The organism is Rhizobium bangladeshense, from assembly GCF_001662075.1.
Taxonomy (GTDB): domain Bacteria; phylum Pseudomonadota; class Alphaproteobacteria; order Rhizobiales; family Rhizobiaceae; genus Rhizobium; species Rhizobium bangladeshense_B.
In genome coordinates, this window is the sequence record NZ_LYPL01000007.1 from 90,808 (window position 1) to 108,711 (window position 17,904).

Here is a 17,904-nt window from a genome sequence, read left to right on the forward strand (position 1 = left end):
GTTTGGGCAACGACAAGCTAGGCCGGTGCTCGGTTGGTGGTCTGCTCGCGAAGGAGAGGAACGTCTCGTTCGCAGCGACGGAGCATGCGTCCGTTTTCTCGGTTTCGCCAGTCGGGATGATGAACGCGGCAGAGAAACGACAGGCGCTGGATGCGGTTCGAAGCGACAGGTGCCAATCGCTCAATACAACTGTACGTGCAGCAGCGTGATGTCTTTAACCCTTCCGGTTCCCGCCTCTTAATCTGGCGTCTTGATTACGCCTTTTCCTTGCAAACTTCTGGACAGTTGCGCATCAAAGGGCTTTACACAGCTCACGGTTACGACAGCGCCGCAGCACGGACTGTCTGGCTTGAGCGATCCTAAGTCCACTGTTGTCCAAGTGGGGTCAAAGACGCCGGCAGGTAGGAGCAATGTGGTCGCTTAGTCCTGGCGCGACTGCTTGATCTCGACAGGCGTCCTCATGATGATTTCCCGGTGCGGGAACGGGATCGACACGCCGGCTTCCTTGAACGCGTCCCAAAGCGCCATCAACACCTGGCCCCTGACATTCGTCAGACCATTTGCGGGATCGGAGATCCAGAAGCGGAGCCGGAAATCAAGCGACGAAGCGCCAAAAGATGTAAGCCAGCATACCGGCGCCCTGTAGTCGTTGGCAACGCGATCCACCGTAGAGGCAGTCGCGATTGCGATTCGAGCGACTTCATGTGGATCGCTGTCATAAGCCGTACCGAAGTCGACGTCGATCCTGACATAGTCACTGGAGAACGACCAGTTGACGACCTGTTGGGAAATGAAGTCCTCGTTGGGGATCAGGTATTCTTTGCCGTCACGCGTAATGACCGAGACGAACCGCGAGCGCAAATCGCGGATCGAACCGAAGGTATCTCCGAGCGTGATCGTGTCGCCTGGCTTGATGGATTTATCGAGCAGGATGATGATGCCCGAGATGAAGTTCGATACGACCTTCTGAAGGCCGAAGCCTATTCCGACGCCGACTGCGCCGGAAAATACGGTCAACGCCGTAAGGTCGATGCCAGTCGCTGACAAGGCAATTGCGCCGGCGATCATGATCAAGCCGATTTTTATGAACTTGCTGATCAGGACCTTGATCGATGGCGAAAGATCGCCCGACCTCTGCACCCAACGGGACAGGACATTGCCGACGAGAACCGCCACCCAGATGAGCGCGACGGCCAAGACGACCGCTTTCAGCACAAGGAGAAGTGAAAGCCGCACGGCCCCCAGATTGACAGCCAGGCCATCGAGCGCGGAAAGCACCGGGCCGTCAAGCCGAAGCGCGTACAGCGCGACGTAGCTCCAACTGACGATGGCGACCGTGCGCGACAAGGTAGGATTATGGATAATCTTGGTCAGCACGGAGATGATGAACCACGCCGCCGTCAGCGTCAGGGCAGTCGCCACGAGCCACCGTTGCGACGGCCAGGTGTTTTGGGTGAGGGCGACGTTTGCAAGCCACAGCCATACCGCAAGAAAGAGCCACTTCAAGCGCCGCATGAAGGCGATGATGACGCGCAAGAGGTCCGGATTACCTTTGATGCGCCTGGCTTTCGCTTCCAACGCGGGTTCAGTGCGTGATGCGAGGAACGACGCTGCGACGTAACCGACGGCGATAATCCCGAATTGGTAGAGCGTCCATTCGCTGAAGACAAACGTTCGGAACCACTGTTCGAACGCGTCGATTGTCTGCCTGACATCCATGGTTCCGGCCTTTATAGCCCTTCAAGGCAGATAAAGGCGTCGACACGATTTTTGTTCAATTATCCACATCCGGGGCATCTGGTGATCTCAACTATTTTGAGATGAGTGACAATTGCCGCTGCTTCCACGAAAACGCCCGCGCGGCAAAGCCGGCGGGCGCATTTACAATTCGAAAGCGAACCGGTATTTACTTCGCGAGGTTCCGCTTGCCGAGCGTGCGCAGGCGCAGCGCGTTGAGCTTGATGAAGCCGGCTGCGTCCTTCTGGTCGTAGGCGCCCTGATCGTCCTCGAAAGTGACGAGCTTGTCGGAATAGAGCGACTTTTCGCTTTCCCGGCCGATGACCATGACATTGCCCTTGTAGAGCTTCAGCGTCACTTCGCCTTCGACATGCTCCTGGCTCTTGTCGATCAGCGCCTGCAGCATCTCTCGCTCCGGCGAGAACCAGAAGCCGTAATAGATCAGCTCGGCGTAACGCGGCATGATCTCGTCCTTGAGATGAGCGGCCCCGCGGTCGAGGGTGATCGATTCGATGGCGCGGTGCGCCGTAAGCAGGATCGTGCCGCCGGGGGTCTCATAGACACCGCGCGACTTCATGCCGACGAAGCGGTTCTCGACGAGGTCGAGGCGGCCGATGCCGTTGTCGCGGCCATAGGTGTTGAGCGTTGCGAGCAGCGTCGCCGGCGACATCTCGACGCCGTTGATCGACACGGCATCGCCCTTGCGGAAGCCGACCTTGATCACCGTCGCCTTGTCAGGCGCGGCTTCGGGAGAGATGGTGCGCATATGCACATACTCGGGCGCCTCCTGCGCGGGATCCTCGAGAACCTTGCCCTCGGAGGAGGAGTGCAGCAGGTTGGCGTCGACGGAGAACGGCGCCTCGCCCTTCTTGTCCTTGGCAACAGGGATCTGATGCTGTTCGGCGAAGGCCAGCAGTTCCGTGCGGCTCTTGAACGCCCAGTCGCGCCACGGCGCGATGATCTTGATGTCGGGGTTCAAGGCATAGGCCGACAGCTCGAAACGGACCTGGTCGTTGCCCTTGCCAGTCGCGCCGTGGGCGATCGCATCGGCGCCGGTCTTGCGGGCGATATCGATCAGGTGCTTGGAAATCAGCGGACGGGCGATCGAGGTGCCTAGTAGATAGACGCCTTCATAGACGGCATTGGCCCGAAACATCGGGAAGACGAAATCGCGCACGAACTCCTCGCGCACATCCTCGATGTAGATCTCCTTGATGCCGAGCATCTCGGCCTTCTTGCGCGCCGGCTCCAGCTCTTCGCCCTGGCCGAGATCGGCGGTGAAGGTGACGACTTCGGCGCCGAGTTCCGTCTGCAGCCACTTCAGGATGATCGAGGTGTCGAGACCGCCGGAATAGGCGAGCACGACTTTCTTCACGTCTTTGTATGATGCCATGATGATGAGGTCCGTTGCATAAAGGCCGGCGAAAACCCGGTGTCGCGGCACTTTTAGCGAGATTGGCGCGTGACGCAAGGGCAAGTGCGGCGCCACCGGCGCGATAGCGTTTGACAGCGCGAAAGCGGAGCCCATATTCGCCAACGTCCGAACAATGATCGAGGAGGGGCTCCCCGTGACGAATCTTCAAGAGATTTTCAAGAAATCCAATGTTGCGGTCGTCACCGGCGGCGCGTCCGGCATTGGCCTGGCGGCGGCGAAATATTTCGCCGGCCGCGGCATGAGCGTCGTCATCGCCGATCTCGGCGGCGATCGGCTGGCCGCTGCCGCCGACGAACTCAAGGCCATTGCCGGCGAAGAAGACGTCATGGCTGTCGAGACCGACGTCGCCAGCCGGGACTCCCTGGAGGCGCTTGAACGCGCCGTGCTCCAGCGTTTCGGCCGCGTGCACGTGCTGATGAACAATGCGGGCATCGGCCCGGAGACCTCGATCTTCAGCCCGCAGGCCAACTGGGACCACATCCTTGCCGTCAACCTGATGGGCGTCATAAACGGCACACGCACCTTCGGCCCTAAGATGCTGTCGCACGGCGAGCCTGGCCTCATCATCAACACCGGCTCGAAACAAGGCATCACCACGCCTCCCGGCAATCCAGCCTATAATATCTCCAAATCGGGCGTGAAGGTCTTTACCGAGGCGCTCGAGCACGAGCTGCGCAACATCGAAGGCGGAAAGATCTCCGCCCATCTGCTGATCCCCGGCTTCGTGTTCACCGGCCTCACCAAGGGCGACCGCGCGGAAAAGCCAGCTGGCGCCTGGACGCCGGAGCAGACCGTTGACTTCATGGTGGAAAGCCTCGAACGCGGAGATTTCTATATCCTCTGCCCCGACAATGATGTTGCCCGTCCGGTCGACGAACGCCGCATGGCCTGGGCGATGGGCGACATCATCGAGAACCGGCCGCCGCTGTCGCGCTGGCACCAGGACTATGCCGACAAGTTCAAGGCCTTCCTGGAGCAGAAGTGATCGGCGCTAATGTCGCCCGGAAGTGTGCAGCGGTTCGGGATAATGACATGCATGAACCAAGCAGCGAATGCGCGTTGCATGATCAAATTTAGTGCGACGCGCATGAGAAGGTTTGGTTGGTAATTTTTCTGAAGGCCAAATAAGAAATCGTCGGATCTGCCCGGCTTTCAGAGTACGCCCATGAATTTCCTGCCCAGCCTGCCGACCCTTCTGGCTTTCGCCGCCGCTACGCTGCTGCTCGCGGCAACCCCGGGGCCCGACATGACGCTGTCGATCAGCCGTTCGCTGGCCCAGGGCAAGAAGGCGGCTCTGTTCGTCGTCGTCGGCACCAGCCTCGGCATCGTCGTCCACACCATGCTGGTCGCCTTCGGCATATCGGCGCTGATCACCGCCTCGCCGACCGCCTTTCTCATTCTGAAAACCGGCGGCGCCGCCTACCTGTTCTGGCTCGCCGTGCAGGCGATCCGTTTCGGCTCGAAGCTCACTGTCACCAAGGTCGAGACGCAGAAAGGCACGGCGCTTGCCAACATCTCGTCGGGCTTCTGGGTCAATCTTCTGAACCCCAAGGTCATCATCTTCTTCATGACCTTCCTGCCGCAATTCGTCAGCGCCGGCGATCCTGCCGTGACGCAGAAGCTGCTTTTCCTCGGATTTTGCTTCATCCTGATCGGCATGCCGGTTAATGCCGCCGTCGTCTTTGCCGCCGACTGGCTGGCCTCCTGGCTGCAGAACAACAGAAAGGTGCTGCGCGGCATGGACTATACCTTCGCCGGCGTCTTCTCGATCTTCGCCGCCAAGATCCTGCTTACGCAGGCGAAATAATCGCGGTCGGCGCAAGCCGATCCGCACGCGGTCGGACCGGTTAACCAGCCACGACCTAGCAGATCAGCCCGCTGTCGGGTTCAGCCGATCAGCAAAGCATCGTCATCCAGCGTCTGGCCGCGCATCTTGCGGAACATGGCGATCAGGTCCTCGACCTGCAGGTTCTTTCGGTTGTCGCCCGCCACATCGAGGACAATCTCGCCGCCATGTAGCATGATCGTGCGGTGGCCGTAATCCAGCGCCTGGCGCATGGAGTGTGTCACCATCATTGTCGTCAGCTTGCGCTCGGCCACGATCTTCTGCGTGAGGTTCATCACGAACTCGGCCATCCCGGGATCGAGCGCGGCCGTATGTTCGTCGAGCAGCAGCACCTCCGACCCGGCAAGTGTCGCCATGACGAGCGAAACGGTCTGCCGCTGCCCGCCGGAGAGCAGATCCATGCGGTCCTTCAGCCGGTTTTCCAGCCCGAGATTGAGTTCGGCGATCCGCTCTTTGAAATAATCGCGCCTCTTGCCGCCGAGCGCCGGCACAAGCCCGCGCTTCTCGCCGCGGCGGGCCGCCAGAGCGAGGTTCTCCTCGATCGACAATGAGCCGCAGCTTCCCGTCAAGGGATCCTGGAAGACGCGTGCCACCAGGCCGGCTCGGGCCGCGGTCGACTTGCGCGTCACTTCAGTCTTGCCAATCAGCACCTGTCCCTCGCTCGGGATGACATCGCCGGCGAGCACGCCGAGCAGCGTGGATTTGCCGGCGCCGTTGGAGCCGATGACGGTGACGAAGGAGCCCTGCTCGATGGTCAGGCTGACGCCGTTCAGCGCCTGCTTCTGCAGCGGCGTGCCGCGCCCGAAAACGACCTTTATGTCCTTGACGCTGATCACGATGCGGCACCTCTGCGAAGGCGAGGAAGAATGAGCGCGAAGGTCACGAGAACCGCCGTCACGAAATTGAGGTCGGAGGCCTGCAGCCCGATGACGTCGCTCGACAGCGCCAGCTGGATGGCGATGCGATAGAGGATCGAGCCGAGCACGCAGCCGATGAGCGCGATCAACAGCCCGCGGCGCCCGAGCAGGGTCTCGCCGATGATGACGGCGGCAAGACCGACGACGATGGTGCCGACGCCAGAGGTGACGTCGGCAAAACCGTTGGTCTGGGCAAACAAGGCACCGCCGAACGCCACCAGCGCATTCGAGATCGCCATGCCGAGATAGATCTGCCGGCTGGTGTCGACGCCCTGAGCCCGCGCCATCCTGGCATTGGCGCCGGTCGCGCGCATGGCCAGCCCGGCGTCGCTTTCGAGGAAGCGCCAGACCAGGACGAGCGCGACGATGACGAGAACGCCGACGAAGAGCGGCCGCACATAGAAATCGCGCAGGCCATGGCCGAAGAACGGGCTGATCATCGTATCGGCATTGATGAGGGCGACGTTGGGTTTGCCCATCACTCTGAGGTTGACGGAAAACAGCGCGATCATCGTCAGGATCGAGGCGAGCAGGTTGAGGATCTTGAAGCGCACATTGAGCAGCGCCGTCACCATGCCGGCGGCGGCACCGGCCGCCATCGCGATCAGCGCGGCAAGCCAGGCATTAACGCCGGCGATGATCAGCACGGCGGTTACCGCTGCACCCAGCGGAAAGGAACCGTCGACCGTCAGGTCGGGAAAATCGAGGACTCGGAAGGCGAGATAGACGCCGAGAGCGACGAAGGAATAGACCAGGCCGAGCTCGACGGCCCCCCAGAATGCGATTTGGCTCAAGGCATTCAGCCCCTTTTTGTTTCCGTTCCGCCCGTCGCGAAACCGCAGCCTTGTAATACTTCAGCCGCCCCCGCGCAAACGGGAGCGGCTGAATGTGAATGGTCGATGGACCGGCGGCCGATTAGTCGATGACTTTGTTGGCCCGCGAAAGCACGCTGTCGGGCAGCGTGACACCCATCTTGGCAGCAGCCCCTTTGTTGACGACGAGATCGCTGCCGGCGGCGGTCTTGACCGCGATATCACCGGGGTTTTCGCCTTTCAGCACGCGCACGACGATTTCGCCCGTCTGCTTGCCGACGTCGTAATAGTTGAAGCCGAGAGCGGCGATCGATCCGCGCGACACCGAATCCGTATCGGCGGTGAAGAGCGGCAGCTTGCTTTCTTCGGCAACCGCGACGGCGCCTTCGAGCGCCGAGATGATCGTGTTGTCGGTCGGAATGTAGATCGCATCGGCGCGGCCGACGAGGGCGCGGGCCGCACCCTGAACCTCGGCCGACTTGGTGGCGGCTGATTCGACCACCTTCAGCCCGGCCTTTTCGGCTTCTGCCTTCAGCACGGCGAGCAGCGAAACCGAATTCGCCTCACCTGAGTTGTAGAGATAGCCGATGGTTTTCACATCAGGCAGGATTTCCTTGATCAACGCCAGGTGCTCGCCGACGGGCGACATGTCGGAAAGGCCCGTGACATTGCCGCCCGGCTTGTCCATGTTCTTGACGAGCTGGGCGCCGAGCGGGTCCGATACGGCCGTGAAGACGACGGGAATGTCGCGCGTCGCCGAGACGACGGCCTGGGCCGACGGCGTGGAGATCGGCACGATGACATTGGGCTCGTCGCCGGCGAACTGGCGGGCGATCTGGGCTGCGGTCGCCGGATTGCCCTGCGCCGATTCGAACACGAATTTCAGGTTCTCGCCTTCCTTGTAGCCGGCGGTCGTCAGCACGTCGAGAACACCCTTGCGGGCCGCATCCAGCGCCGGATGCTCGACAATGGCCGTCACCGCGACGGTCACGTCATCGGCTTTAGCGGGCAGGGAAAGGACCAAACTGGCGGCAAGAGCGAGCAAAATCGGGCGCATGGTGTATCCTCCATATGATTTTGGCGGCACTTTTAGGAAAAGCGCCTCCTGAAATCAATCGCTGAGAATTGTAGCGAAGATCAAACTTGCTGATCAGTCGTCGGCGCCGTGATTGGCGATCATCATCGCTTCGAAGGCTAGCCGCTCGGTCTTGCGCATGCGTTCGGATTCCGATTTCAGCTGGCCGCAGGCGGCAAGAATGTCGCGGCCGCGCGGCGTGCGGATCGGCGAGGCATAACCCGCCGAATTGATGAAATCGGCGAATTTCTCGATCTGCTCCCAGTCCGAACACTGGTAGTTGGTGCCGGGCCAGGGGTTGAACGGAATGAGGTTGATCTTTGCCGGCACGCCTTTCAGAAGCTTGATCAGCCCCTTGGCATCCTCCAGACTGTCATTGACGTCCTTCAGCATCACATATTCGAAGGTGATGCGCCGCGCATTGGAAAGGCCCGGATAGGCCTTGCAGGCGTCGATCAGTTCCTTCAGCGGATACTTCTTGTTGATCGGCACCAGAATATCGCGCAGGTCGTCGCGCACCGCATGCAGCGAGATCGCCAGCATGACGCCGATCTCCTCGCCGGTGCGGAAGATTTCCGGCACGACGCCGGAGGTGGAAAGCGTCACGCGACGTTTGGACAGCGACAGTCCGTCGCCATCCGTCGCGATCAGCAGGGCCTGCTTGACCGCATCGAAATTATAGAGCGGCTCACCCATGCCCATCATCACGATATTGCTGACCTTGCGGCCTTCGGCCGGCATGATGGTGCCCTGCGGCGCTTCGCGATCCGGGAAGTCGCCGAGCCGGTCGCGGGCGAGCAGCAGCTGCGACAGGATCTCCTCTGCCGTCAGGTTGCGCACCAGCCGCTGCGTGCCGGTGTGACAGAAGGAACAGGTCAGCGTGCAGCCGACCTGGCTGGAAATGCACAGCGTGCCGCGGCCCTCTTCCGGAATGTAGACGGCTTCGATCTCGACCGGGCGGCCTGCGCCGCGCGCGGGAAAGCGCAGCAGCCATTTGCGGGTGCCATCGTTGGAGACCTGCTCCTCGACGATCTCAGGACGCGCGATGGTGAAATGCTGCTTCAGCATTTCACGCATGTCCTTGGCGACATTCGTCATATGGTCGAAATCGGAGACGCCCCGCACATAGATCCAGTTCCAGAGCTGCGCGACGCGCATCTTGATCTGCTTCTCGGCCACGCCTTTTTCCCTGAGCGCCGCCGCCATTTCCTCGCGCGACAGCCCGATCAGGGAAGGCTTTTCGGCGCCGGAAGAGGCGTTCGGCGCCCGTGGCTTGGTGACATCAATCGCATCCATGACGGACATGGTCTTTAGATCCCGAATTCGAACACGTAACCGCCCCGCAAGCCCCGCGGACTTCAGGAACAAGCCGGAAGAGGTGAGGCGCATGACGGCACATGGGCAGAAATTGAATGGCGGAACGGCGACTGATATCGCGATCTGTCCGCTGTCGGCCCGGCCTTTAGCATCATTTTGCCGGCGCGTCACTACAGATGGAAAACAGCAAGGGCCGGCGCAAGGCCGGCCCTTGAAATTCCGTTGGCCAAAAGGGCGCCTACTTGCAGCTTTCGATCTGTTTCAGCGCCGCCGAGATGCCCGAGAGCGAATAGCTGTAGGACGTGCCCGTGCCCTTGCGCGAGACCGCATTGACTGTCATCGAATGACCGGTCTTCATCGCCGCGACGAGGGCCGGCTCCTGAGCAGCGTTCTCGACCCAGCCGGCCTTGTCCTTGGTGAACATCACGAAGGTCTTGTTGTCGATGACGACGTTGATCTTCGAATTTTCCTTCACCGTATAGCCCATCATCGCCTGCGGCTCGTAGGAGATGTTCTGGCCGGGGCGCTGCGAGACGATGAAGAAATTGTCGCCGTGGTCGACGCTTGCCGGCTGCTTTGTCGTCGGCACGGACAGCACGTAGCAGACGGTGCTGGCGCCCGACTTGTAGGAATAGGCGCCCCACGCCTGGAACTGCTGAATGCGAGTCGGCGCGGCCTGCTGCGCTGTCGCAACTCCGGCCATACCAAGGGTGAGTGCGAGGGCGGATACGATACTTCTTACAAACATGGATTCCTGCCGGTTCCTGCGATTCAAGGCCCGAAGCGATCATAGCGGGCGGCGCATAATCACGATCTGCTTTATTTTGACTTAACTCAGGTTACCAAATGGTCAACAATAGCTGCGATTTGTATGTGCCTGTGTCATTTCAGCTCGACCACGACTTTTGCCCCTTGCTGAAATCGGCGCGATGCCGGTGCGCCGATGGCACCGGCCGGCCGTTCGGGTGAATCTAAGACACAAAGATTCAGGCAAGAGTTTGACCTTTCAAAAATCCGTTGTACCTCATTAAGACTTTGGAAATCCGGGACGAAATTTCCGCCGCAGGGGGCTCGTGAGACGACATGGATGCCGAGGAAAGACGGCGTTTTGCTGCCCTCGCAAAGGCTGTCGCAGACGATCGCGACCAGCAGGCCTTCTCCATCCTGTTTGACTATTTCGCCCCGCGTCTGAAGACCTGGCTGATGCGCCGGAAAATGACCTCAGGCGAGGCCGAGGAGCTGGTTCAGGAGATCATGATCGTGCTCTGGCACAAGGCCTATCTTTACGATGCCACGCGGTCTTCACTCTCGACCTGGCTCTTTCGCATTGCCCGCAATCGCCGCATCGACCTGCAGCGCCGCGCCAACACCCGCATCTTCGACGAGACGGACCCGGCCCTGCAGCCGCCGGCCGACATCGGCGCCGAAGAAATCATCGTCAATGACGATCGCGACGCCAAGATCCGTGCCGCGGTCGGCCAACTGCCGCAGGAACAGCGCGACATGCTGCGTGCCGCCTTTTTTCTTGGCCAGTCGCACGCCGAGATCGCTGAAGCGACCGGGCTGCCGCTCGGCACGGTGAAATCACGGATTCGGCTTGCCTTCGGCAAACTCCGCAAGGTGCTGGAGCAGGAGTTCGGCTGAACCGGCGCCGGCTCTTCAAATCGTTTTCATCGTATCCGCTGGCGGGTCGGCAAGGACGCGATCCGCCGCGTCGTAATGGCCTGGCCGGATATGGCTGCGTACCATGGCGAAGGCGGCCGAAAGCACGGCGACATCGTCAGAAAAGCCGACGACGGCGAAAATATCCGGGATCATGTCGACCGGCATGACGAAATAGGCGAGTGCTGCGAGCAGCACACCGCGCACCTTGGTCGGTGTTTGTGGATCGAGCGCGCAGTAAAAGCCGGCGACGACGTCGCGTGAGAACGGGATCTGCCGCACGGCGCGACGGAAAGTCGGCCAGAATTTCTGCCGCACCGTCTTCTCCCGCCGGCTCTGGGTGTCCTCGTCGCCCGGCAGCAGGATTTCCCCGAATTTGACCTCGTCCATCCCTGACATCCTTTCGTCCCTGCGCACATATGGTGATGACGCCCAGGCTTTCAATCGGCCCCTTTCAATCGGCCCCGTTCAACCGGCAAGGCCTTCAGCCGAGACGTCGTGCCGCCGCCTTCTCCATCGCCTTGGCGAGCTTGAAATCCAGTTCCGTCAGTCCGCCGGCATCATGCGTGTTCAGCGTCACATCTACTCGGGAATAGACGTTGAACCATTCGGGATGATGGTTGAGCTTTTCGGCCGTGATCGCTGCCTCCGTCATGAAGCCGAAAGCCTCGATGAAATTCGAAAACTTGAATGTCTTCGAGATCGAGGAAGCCGCGTCATTGATCGCCCAACCGGCAAGCCCCGCGAGTTGCGCCTCGACTGCCGCCCGTTCCAGTTTTTCCCATTTCATGCCATGTTCCTCTTGTTCTTCCGACAGGTCTACCGACGCCTATCAGTATCCTCTTCGTTTGCATGGGCAATATATGCCGTTCTCCGCTTGCCGAGGAAATTTTTCGCCATTTTGTCGCCGAGGCCGGGTTGAATGGCCGTTTCACCGTCGATTCCGCCGGCACCGGCGGCTGGCATGAGGGCGAGCCGCCCGACCGGCGTTCGATCGCCACCGCGCAACGCCATGGCATCGACATAGCCGCGCAGCGCGCCCGCCGCATCCGGCCAACTGATTTCAGCAATTTCGAGCTGATCCTTGCCATGGACCGCGACAACCTGGCGACGCTTGGCAAGATCGCGCCGCCCAAGGTGAATATCCGCCTGTTTGGCGATGCCGCGCTAGGCTGTGGTGACAAATTAACGAATTGGGATTCCGTTTGAGGAGCAAATCAGATTCAACGCTGACTTTTGGAGGTCAGCGATGGAAGGTGAAGTTCTCCGGGACGATCAGTGGGATCTGTTGAAGCCGTTCGTGCCTGGCGGTCGCAAAGGCAGGCGGGGTCCCCGCAGCGACGGACGGCGGTTCTTCGATGCGATCTTGTGGCTGGCCCGCTCCGGTGCGCGTTGGCGCGATCTGCCCGAAGACCGCTTCGGCCCGTATCAGACAGTCAAACGGCGTTACTACCGCTGGATCGATCAAGGTGTATTCGACCGGATATTTGAAGCGGTGGCTGCCGATCCGGATATGGAATGGCTATCCATCGATGCCACCGTGATCCGAGCACAGGCGCAAGCGGCTGGCGGACGCCGTAAAAGGGGGGATCGCAAGCCCAGGCTCTCGGCCGCTCCCGTGGCGGGTTTGGCAGCAAAATCCATGCTGTAGTGGATGCCCTCGGGCTGCCGGTTCGTTTCCATCTCGGCCCAGGACAGCAGAACGACATGGCTCCGGCTTGCGACCTCGTTCGGGGACTGCCAGCCAAACAGGTGCTCGCCGACCGCGCCTATGATGCCGACAGCCTGCATGACATCATCCTTGATCAGGGCGGTGAACCGGTCATTCCGCCGCGACGCCATCGCAAGCACCAGCATGCTTACAATCGCATCGCCTACAAGCAGCGCTGGGGCATCGAGAGCTTCTTCGCCAAGCTCAAACAATGGCGACGTCTCGCCACACGCTACGACAAACTCGCAGCCAATTTCCTCGGCTTCATCAACCTGGCAAGCATCATGCTTTGGCTCAAATAGTTAATTTGTCACCACGGCCTAGAGCCTTTCCTGGTCAGAGTGAAGCATTCTGTTGGCTCAAACGGAGTCGGATGGTCGACCGGCCGGCGCGTGTCGTAGCCAAGCTCTACGGCCAAGCCGGCCGGTCGATCAGCCGGCCCGTTTCAGCCAACCCTCCCGCAGATTTGCCCGGCAAATCTGCAAGACTTGAAAATCGCCGGACGCACTGATCGCTTCGCCATAGCGAAGCGGTGCGGCCGGTGGGCCGGGCATCTCTAGCCAGGATCAAAGGCGATCGGCTCGGACGTACCTAGGGGTATGCCCGTCGCCAATCGCCTCTGCCCTGACGAAAACCTGCTCCGGCAGAATGCTTCAATCTAACCAGGAAAGGCTCTTGGAACGGGAGAGGATATTCCCGATCCCTATTATGGCGGCCCCGATGGTTTTGAGCTGGTCTATACCAGGCTCTTGACCGGCTGCAGCAAGCTGCTCGAAACGCTGGGCGTCAAGCGGGCCTCGTGCAGCGGAAACACTTCTTCGGTCAGGTAAGGCCCGCCGCCCACCGATTCGCGCGATGAAAGCAGCACGAAGCGCGGCGCCGTGAAAGTTGCGGTGTGAAAGTTGCCGCGCCCGGCCAGATACTGCACGACATCGTCGAGCCGCGACGATTTGAGCCGTGCCAGCGTCACATGCGGCATGAATTTGCGGGGATCCGGCGGCAGGCCGATGCGCTGGCAGATGCGCTCGATCTCACCCTGCAGCGCGTACATCTCAGGCGATTGCGAGACGCCTGCCCAGACCGAATGCGGTTTCTTCGAGCCGAAGGAACCGATGCCTTCGAGGCGGAACTGGAATTCCGGCCGGTCGATCCGGTCGAGGCGTTCGACGATTTCATCGGCGGTGCGGCCGTCGACATCACCGATGAAGCGCAGGGTGATGTGGTAATTCTCCACATCGATCCATCGTGCTCCGGGGAGGCCGCCGCGCAGCAATGAAAGGCTCATCGCCGCATTGCGCGGAATTTCGAGGGCGGTAAACAGTCTCGGCATAACGAGCACTCCCCGAATCTTTTGCAGGTGCTTACACGGAATCATGCAATCAATGAGCGCGCAAGCCCCTATTTCTTCACAGTAGAAATCGTCCCGACGAAATTTGTGACATCGGCTTCCATCTTCTGAACCATGACATCCACGCCTTTCGCATTCGGATGCATGCCGTCGCTGAGTTTGAGCCCTGCATCGAGCACCACGCCGTCAAGGAAGAAGGCATAAAGCCGAACTCCGTGTTTCTCCGAAAGTTTCCGATAAATCGGATTGAAGCGTTCGGCATAATCCGCGCCCATATTCGGTGGCGCCATCATGCCGACGAGGAGCACGGCAATGCCGCGTTCCTTCAACCGCGTTATCATCTGGTCGAGATTCCTTTCGCTCTCTTCGGGCGGAATGCCGCGCAGCGCATCGTTGGCGCCGAGCTCCAGGATGACGCCATCGGTGCCGTCAGGCACTGACCAGTCGATGCGGGCCAGCCCCCCTGTCGTCGTATCGCCCGAAACGCCGGCATTGGCGATGGCGACGTCGAGGCCCTTCGCCTGCAAGGCCGCCTGCAGCTTTTCGGGAAAGCCGTCGCCGGGCGGCAGCTGATAGCCTGCCATCAGGCTGTCCCCGAATCCGACGAGATTGATTGTCCGCGCATTTGCGCCGGCGGCAAAGATTAGCGAGAGGGCAATGACGGTGAATTGAAGGACGGCAACTTTAAATCTCATCCTGCTTTCCCTAGATTGGCGGGGTGCCGTTATGCGGCAATTTGATTACGGGCTTATATAGGGCGATTTCCGTTGGCAAAAACCATCATCGAGTTGAAGAGCGCCGATCTGACCCTTGGCAGCGCCGCGGCCTCCGTCCATGTGCTGAAGGGTATCGATCTCGATATATCAGCGGGCGAATCCGTCGGCATCGTCGGCCCTTCCGGTTCCGGCAAGTCCACCCTGCTGATGGTGCTTGCCGGATTGGAGAAGCTCGACAGCGGCGAAATCAACATCAACGACACGCCGCTCCACGCGCTGAGCGAAGATGAGGTCGCCGATTTCCGCGGCCGTAACATCGGCATCGTCTTCCAATCCTTCCACCTGATCGCCAACATGACGGCGCTGGAAAACGTCGCCGTGCCGCTGGAGCTCGCCAATGTCCGCAACGCCTTCGAGATCGCCCACCGCGAGCTGAATTCGGTCGGTCTCGGGGAACGGTTGAACCACTATCCCGGCCAGCTTTCCGGCGGCGAACAGCAGCGCGTGGCGATCGCCAGAGCGCTCGCCCCTTCGCCCGCTTTGCTGATCGCCGACGAGCCCACGGGCAATCTCGATACCGAGACTGGCCGCCAGATCGCCGACCTATTGTTTTCCAAACAGGCCGAACGCGGCATGACCCTGCTTCTCGTAACCCACGACGTCTCGCTTGCGAGCCGCTGCTCGCGCCAGATCCGCGTCCGCTCCGGCCGGATCGAAGACGACAGCGCTGCCCGCCGCAGCGAGGCGGCATTCGCATGAGAATGATCACGCCGCGCACCGCGCTTGCTTTTCGCCTGGCGCTGCGTGAGCTGCGCGGCGGCATTCGCGGCTTCTACATCTTTCTCGCCTGCATCGCGCTCGGCACAGGCGCGATTGCCGCCGTCAATTCGGTTTCGCAGTCGATCACCGACACGATCGCCTCGCAGGGGCAGGAGCTCCTGGCCGGCGACGTCCGCTTCGAGCTCAACAACCGCGAGGCCACACCGCAGGAAATGGCTTTCCTCGAAAGTCTCGGCACCGTCTCGGTGTCGACCGGTCTGCGCTCGATGGCCCGCAAGCCGGATGGTTCCGACCAGGCGCTGGTCGAGGTCAAGGCGGTCGACGACGCCTACCCGCTCTACGGCCGCTTTGCGGCCGAGCCCGATTATCCGCTTGCAGCCCTGCTTCCGGCCCAAAGCGGCACCTATGGCGCGGTCGCAGCTCCGCTGCTGCTCGATCGGCTTGGCCTTGCGGTCGGCGACGAATTGCTGCTCGGCAATGTCAAACTCAGCATCACCGGCACCGTCAAGACCGAGCCGGACGCCCTCTCCGAAGGTTTCGGCTTTGCGCCGCGCCTGCTCGTCAGCCGCCGGGCGCTCGAAGCCTCCGGCCTGATCCAGACCGGAAGCCTGGTCGAACATGCCTACAAGATCCGGCTGGAGGACAAGCGCGCGATATCGGGCATCCAGGCGCGCGCCTCCAGGGAATTCCCTTCCGCCGGCTGGGCGATCCGCACCAGCGACCGGGCCGCACCCTCGCTTACCGAAAACATCACCCGTTTCTCGCAGTTCCTGACGCTGGTCGGCTTGACCGCGCTGATCGTCGGCGGCGTCGGCGTCGCCAATGCGGTGCGTGCCTTCCTCGATTCCAAGCGCACCACCATCGCCAGCTTCAAATGCCTCGGTGCACCGGCCGCCGTCGTCGTGCTGATCTATCTCTTCCAGATCACCATCATTGCGCTTGGCGGCATCATGATGGGCCTCGTCATCGGCGCCTTGTCGCCGATCTTCGCCGCGCAGTTCCTGGCGCAGTTCCTGCCGGTGCCCACGGCGCCGACCCTCTATCCCGGCGCCCTGCTGCTTGCGGCGCTCTTCGGCATCCTGACGACACTCGCCTTCGCCATTCTGCCGCTCGGCCATGCCCGCGAAGTGCCGGCGACGGCGCTCTTCCGCGAGCAGGGCTTCGAGACCCGCCACCTGCCCTCCTGGCCCTATATCCTGCTTGCGACGCTGTTCATGGCGGCCCTGGCCGGCCTTGCCATCCTCACCGCCTATGACCGCTACATCGCCGTCGTCTTCGTCGGCGCCATCATCTTCGCCTTCGCCGTCCTGCGGCTCGTCGCCGCGCTGATCGCCTGGCTCGCCCGCCGCAGCCCGCGAGTTCACTCGCCGGCGCTCAGGCTCGCGATCGGCAATATCCACCGACCCGGCGCCCTGACGCCCTCGGTGGTGCTGTCGCTCGGCCTCGGCCTGGCGTTGCTGGTGACGCTGACCTTGATCGACGGAAACCTGCGCCAGCAGCTGACCGGCCGCATGAACGAGGGCGCGCCGAACTTCTTCTTCGTCGATATCCAGAGTGCCGAGGTCGACGCATTCCGCAACCTCGTCCAGGCGCAGGCGCCGAAGGGCAAGCTCATGGAGGTGCCGATGCTGCGCGGCCGCATCGTCGCCTTCAACGGCGAGGACGTCACCAAGATGAACGTGCCGGCCGCCGGACGCTGGGTGCTGAACGGCGATCGCGGCATCACCTACTCCGACACCGTGCCGGAAAACGCTGCGCTGACCGAAGGCAGCTGGTGGGACAAGGATTACAGCGGCGAGCCGCTCGTCTCCTTCTCCTCGGAAGAGGCCCATGAACTCGGCCTGAAGATCGGCGACACCGTCACCGTCAACGTGCTCGGCCGCAATATCACCGCCAAGATCGCCAATCTGCGCCGCGTCCAGTGGGAATCGCTGTCGATCAATTTCGTCATGGTCTTCTCGCCGAACACCTTCCGCGGCGCGCCGCACGCCTGGCTGGCCACACTGACCGATCCCGCCTCGACGCCGGCCGAAGATGCGGCGATCCTGAAATCCGTCACCAACACCTATCCGACGATCACCAGCGTTCGGGTCAAGGACGCGATCGATATCGTCAACCAGCTGGTGGCCCAGCTGGCGACCGCGATCCGCGCCGCAGCCTCCGTCGCTCTCATCGCCTCGATCCTCGTCCTCGCCGGAGCGCTTGCCGCCGGCAACCGGGCGCGCACCCACGATGCAGTGGTGCTGAAGACGCTCGGCGCTACCCGGGCCATGCTGATCCGCGCCTTCAGTTACGAATATCTGATCCTGGGGATTGCGACCGCGATCTTCGCGCTAATCGCCGGCGCCGCCGCCGCCTGGTTCATCGTCGCCCGCATCATGCGGCTGCCCTCGGCCTTTCTGCCCGATGTGGCGGGGCTGACGCTGGTGACGGCGCTCGTCTTGACCGTCGGCATCGGCCTCATCGGCACTTGGCGCATCCTCGGACAGAAGGCGGCGCCGGTCCTGCGCGAGCTTTGACCGGCGAACGACGGCCAAACCCTTCACCT

At 61.5% G+C, this 17,904-nt stretch carries 17 protein-coding genes and 1 pseudogene; 7 read left to right on the forward strand and 11 right to left on the reverse strand.

Features of this window, described 5'->3' with window-relative positions; genetic code table 11:
- Positions 1 to 420: 420 nt before the first annotated feature.
- On the reverse strand, positions 421 to 1,719 hold the full coding sequence (locus tag A7X77_RS15815; RefSeq protein WP_064683822.1) for a mechanosensitive ion channel family protein: 1,299 nt from the start codon (positions 1,717 to 1,719) through the stop codon (positions 421 to 423).
- 187 nt (positions 1,720 to 1,906) lie between these two features.
- A complete protein-coding gene (locus A7X77_RS15820) occupies positions 1,907 to 3,130 on the reverse strand; it encodes an argininosuccinate synthase (RefSeq protein WP_064683983.1) in 1,224 nt (407 codons plus the stop codon).
- A 175-nt stretch (positions 3,131 to 3,305) separates the two neighbouring features.
- Between A7X77_RS15820 and A7X77_RS15825 the strand changes: the two genes are divergently transcribed.
- Both A7X77_RS15825 and A7X77_RS15830 read left to right on the forward strand, forming a co-directional pair.
- Positions 3,306 to 4,157: an SDR family NAD(P)-dependent oxidoreductase gene (locus A7X77_RS15825; protein WP_064683984.1), complete on the forward strand. Its 852-nt coding sequence runs from the start codon at positions 3,306 to 3,308 to the stop codon at positions 4,155 to 4,157.
- A 180-nt stretch (positions 4,158 to 4,337) separates the two neighbouring features.
- A complete protein-coding gene (locus A7X77_RS15830) occupies positions 4,338 to 4,979 on the forward strand; it encodes a LysE family translocator (RefSeq protein ID WP_064683823.1) in 642 nt (213 codons plus the stop codon).
- 80 nt (positions 4,980 to 5,059) lie between these two features.
- Here A7X77_RS15830 and A7X77_RS15835 read toward each other — a convergent pair whose 3' ends face one another.
- From A7X77_RS15835 to A7X77_RS15855, 5 genes are all read right to left on the reverse strand, one after another.
- Positions 5,060 to 5,854 (reverse strand): ABC transporter ATP-binding protein, encoded by a 795-nt coding sequence (locus A7X77_RS15835; protein WP_064683824.1) that lies wholly within the window; start codon positions 5,852 to 5,854, stop codon positions 5,060 to 5,062.
- On the reverse strand, positions 5,851 to 6,729 hold the full coding sequence (locus A7X77_RS15840; protein WP_037116868.1) for an ABC transporter permease: 879 nt from the start codon (positions 6,727 to 6,729) through the stop codon (positions 5,851 to 5,853). Before A7X77_RS15840 ends, A7X77_RS15835 begins: the two co-directional genes overlap by 4 nt.
- Positions 6,730 to 6,850: 121 nt before the next feature.
- Complete coding sequence (locus tag A7X77_RS15845; RefSeq protein ID WP_064683825.1) at positions 6,851 to 7,804, reverse strand: ABC transporter substrate-binding protein; 954 nt, start codon at positions 7,802 to 7,804, stop codon at positions 6,851 to 6,853.
- A gap of 93 nt (positions 7,805 to 7,897) precedes the next feature.
- Entirely contained in the window at positions 7,898 to 9,127 is a 1,230-nt protein-coding gene (gene rlmN / locus A7X77_RS15850; protein WP_064683826.1) for a 23S rRNA (adenine(2503)-C(2))-methyltransferase RlmN, read from the reverse strand.
- A 250-nt stretch (positions 9,128 to 9,377) separates the two neighbouring features.
- On the reverse strand, positions 9,378 to 9,887 hold the full coding sequence (locus tag A7X77_RS15855; RefSeq protein WP_064683827.1) for an invasion associated locus B family protein: 510 nt from the start codon (positions 9,885 to 9,887) through the stop codon (positions 9,378 to 9,380).
- Between the two features lie 335 nt (positions 9,888 to 10,222).
- Here A7X77_RS15855 and A7X77_RS15860 point away from each other — a divergent pair, with 335 nt between their 5' ends.
- Positions 10,223 to 10,783 carry a sigma-70 family RNA polymerase sigma factor gene (locus tag A7X77_RS15860; protein ID WP_064683828.1) on the forward strand — a complete coding sequence of 187 codons (561 nt, stop codon included), beginning with the start codon at positions 10,223 to 10,225 and terminating at the stop codon, positions 10,781 to 10,783.
- A 15-nt stretch (positions 10,784 to 10,798) separates the two neighbouring features.
- On the opposite strand, the gene A7X77_RS15865 is transcribed toward A7X77_RS15860, so the two are convergent.
- Positions 10,799 to 11,191, reverse strand: coding sequence for a YkvA family protein (locus tag A7X77_RS15865; protein ID WP_064683829.1), 393 nt, complete (start codon positions 11,189 to 11,191; stop codon positions 10,799 to 10,801).
- 94 nt (positions 11,192 to 11,285) lie between these two features.
- On the reverse strand, positions 11,286 to 11,591 hold the full coding sequence (locus A7X77_RS15870; RefSeq protein WP_064683830.1) for a 4a-hydroxytetrahydrobiopterin dehydratase: 306 nt from the start codon (positions 11,589 to 11,591) through the stop codon (positions 11,286 to 11,288).
- 62 nt (positions 11,592 to 11,653) lie between these two features.
- On the opposite strand from A7X77_RS15870, the pseudogene A7X77_RS15875 reads away from it, so the two are divergent.
- Both A7X77_RS15875 and A7X77_RS32380 read left to right on the forward strand, forming a co-directional pair.
- A pseudogene (locus tag A7X77_RS15875) lies at positions 11,654 to 11,989 on the forward strand (low molecular weight protein-tyrosine-phosphatase); the annotation flags it as partial.
- 61 nt (positions 11,990 to 12,050) lie between these two features.
- Positions 12,051 to 12,814, forward strand: a protein-coding gene (locus A7X77_RS32380; protein WP_156668116.1) for an IS5 family transposase whose coding sequence is annotated in 2 segments (ribosomal slippage) — positions 12,051 to 12,381 and positions 12,381 to 12,814 — 765 coding nt in all. Because the reading frame shifts where the segments join, the coding sequence is not laid out codon by codon here.
- Positions 12,815 to 13,248: 434 nt separating this feature from the next.
- Here the strand turns inward: A7X77_RS32380 and thpR are convergent.
- Together thpR and A7X77_RS15895 are read right to left on the reverse strand one after the other, a co-directional pair.
- Positions 13,249 to 13,842 (reverse strand): RNA 2',3'-cyclic phosphodiesterase, encoded by a 594-nt coding sequence (gene thpR, locus A7X77_RS15890; protein ID WP_064683832.1) that lies wholly within the window; start codon positions 13,840 to 13,842, stop codon positions 13,249 to 13,251.
- Between the two features lie 68 nt (positions 13,843 to 13,910).
- Positions 13,911 to 14,555, reverse strand: a complete 645-nt coding sequence (locus tag A7X77_RS15895) for an arylesterase (protein WP_064683833.1) — start codon at positions 14,553 to 14,555, stop codon at positions 13,911 to 13,913.
- Positions 14,556 to 14,627: 72 nt separating this feature from the next.
- Between A7X77_RS15895 and A7X77_RS15900 the strand changes: the two genes are divergently transcribed.
- Together A7X77_RS15900 and A7X77_RS15905 are read left to right on the forward strand one after the other, a co-directional pair.
- On the forward strand, positions 14,628 to 15,335 hold the full coding sequence (locus A7X77_RS15900) for an ABC transporter ATP-binding protein (protein WP_064683834.1): 708 nt from the start codon (positions 14,628 to 14,630) through the stop codon (positions 15,333 to 15,335).
- Positions 15,332 to 17,875 carry an ABC transporter permease gene (locus A7X77_RS15905; protein WP_064683835.1) on the forward strand — a complete coding sequence of 848 codons (2,544 nt, stop codon included), beginning with the start codon at positions 15,332 to 15,334 and terminating at the stop codon, positions 17,873 to 17,875. The genes A7X77_RS15900 and A7X77_RS15905 overlap by 4 nt, the downstream gene beginning before the upstream one ends.
- The last annotated feature ends 29 nt before the right edge of the window (positions 17,876 to 17,904 follow it).

Bases quoted from the DNA above. Each gene is read 5' to 3' on its own strand.
- thpR (WP_064683832.1), bottom strand. From the start codon at position 13,842: ATGCCGAGACTGTTTACCGCCCTCGAAATTCCGCGCAATGCGGCGATG.
- A7X77_RS15870 (WP_064683830.1), bottom strand. From the start codon at position 11,591: ATGAAATGGGAAAAACTGGAACGGGCGGCAGTCGAGGCGCAACTCGCG.
- A7X77_RS15855 (WP_064683827.1), bottom strand. From the start codon at position 9,887: ATGTTTGTAAGAAGTATCGTATCCGCCCTCGCACTCACCCTTGGTATG.
- A7X77_RS15905 (WP_064683835.1), top strand. From the start codon at position 15,332: ATGAGAATGATCACGCCGCGCACCGCGCTTGCTTTTCGCCTGGCGCTG.
- A7X77_RS15815 (WP_064683822.1), bottom strand. From the start codon at position 1,719: ATGGATGTCAGGCAGACAATCGACGCGTTCGAACAGTGGTTCCGAACG.
- A7X77_RS15830 (WP_064683823.1), top strand. From the start codon at position 4,338: ATGAATTTCCTGCCCAGCCTGCCGACCCTTCTGGCTTTCGCCGCCGCT.
- A7X77_RS15820 (WP_064683983.1), bottom strand. From the start codon at position 3,130: ATGGCATCATACAAAGACGTGAAGAAAGTCGTGCTCGCCTATTCCGGC.
- A7X77_RS15860 (WP_064683828.1), top strand. From the start codon at position 10,223: ATGGATGCCGAGGAAAGACGGCGTTTTGCTGCCCTCGCAAAGGCTGTC.
- rlmN (WP_064683826.1), bottom strand. From the start codon at position 9,127: ATGTCCGTCATGGATGCGATTGATGTCACCAAGCCACGGGCGCCGAAC.
- A7X77_RS15845 (WP_064683825.1), bottom strand. From the start codon at position 7,804: ATGCGCCCGATTTTGCTCGCTCTTGCCGCCAGTTTGGTCCTTTCCCTG.
- A7X77_RS15865 (WP_064683829.1), bottom strand. From the start codon at position 11,191: ATGGACGAGGTCAAATTCGGGGAAATCCTGCTGCCGGGCGACGAGGAC.
- A7X77_RS15895 (WP_064683833.1), bottom strand. From the start codon at position 14,555: ATGAGATTTAAAGTTGCCGTCCTTCAATTCACCGTCATTGCCCTCTCG.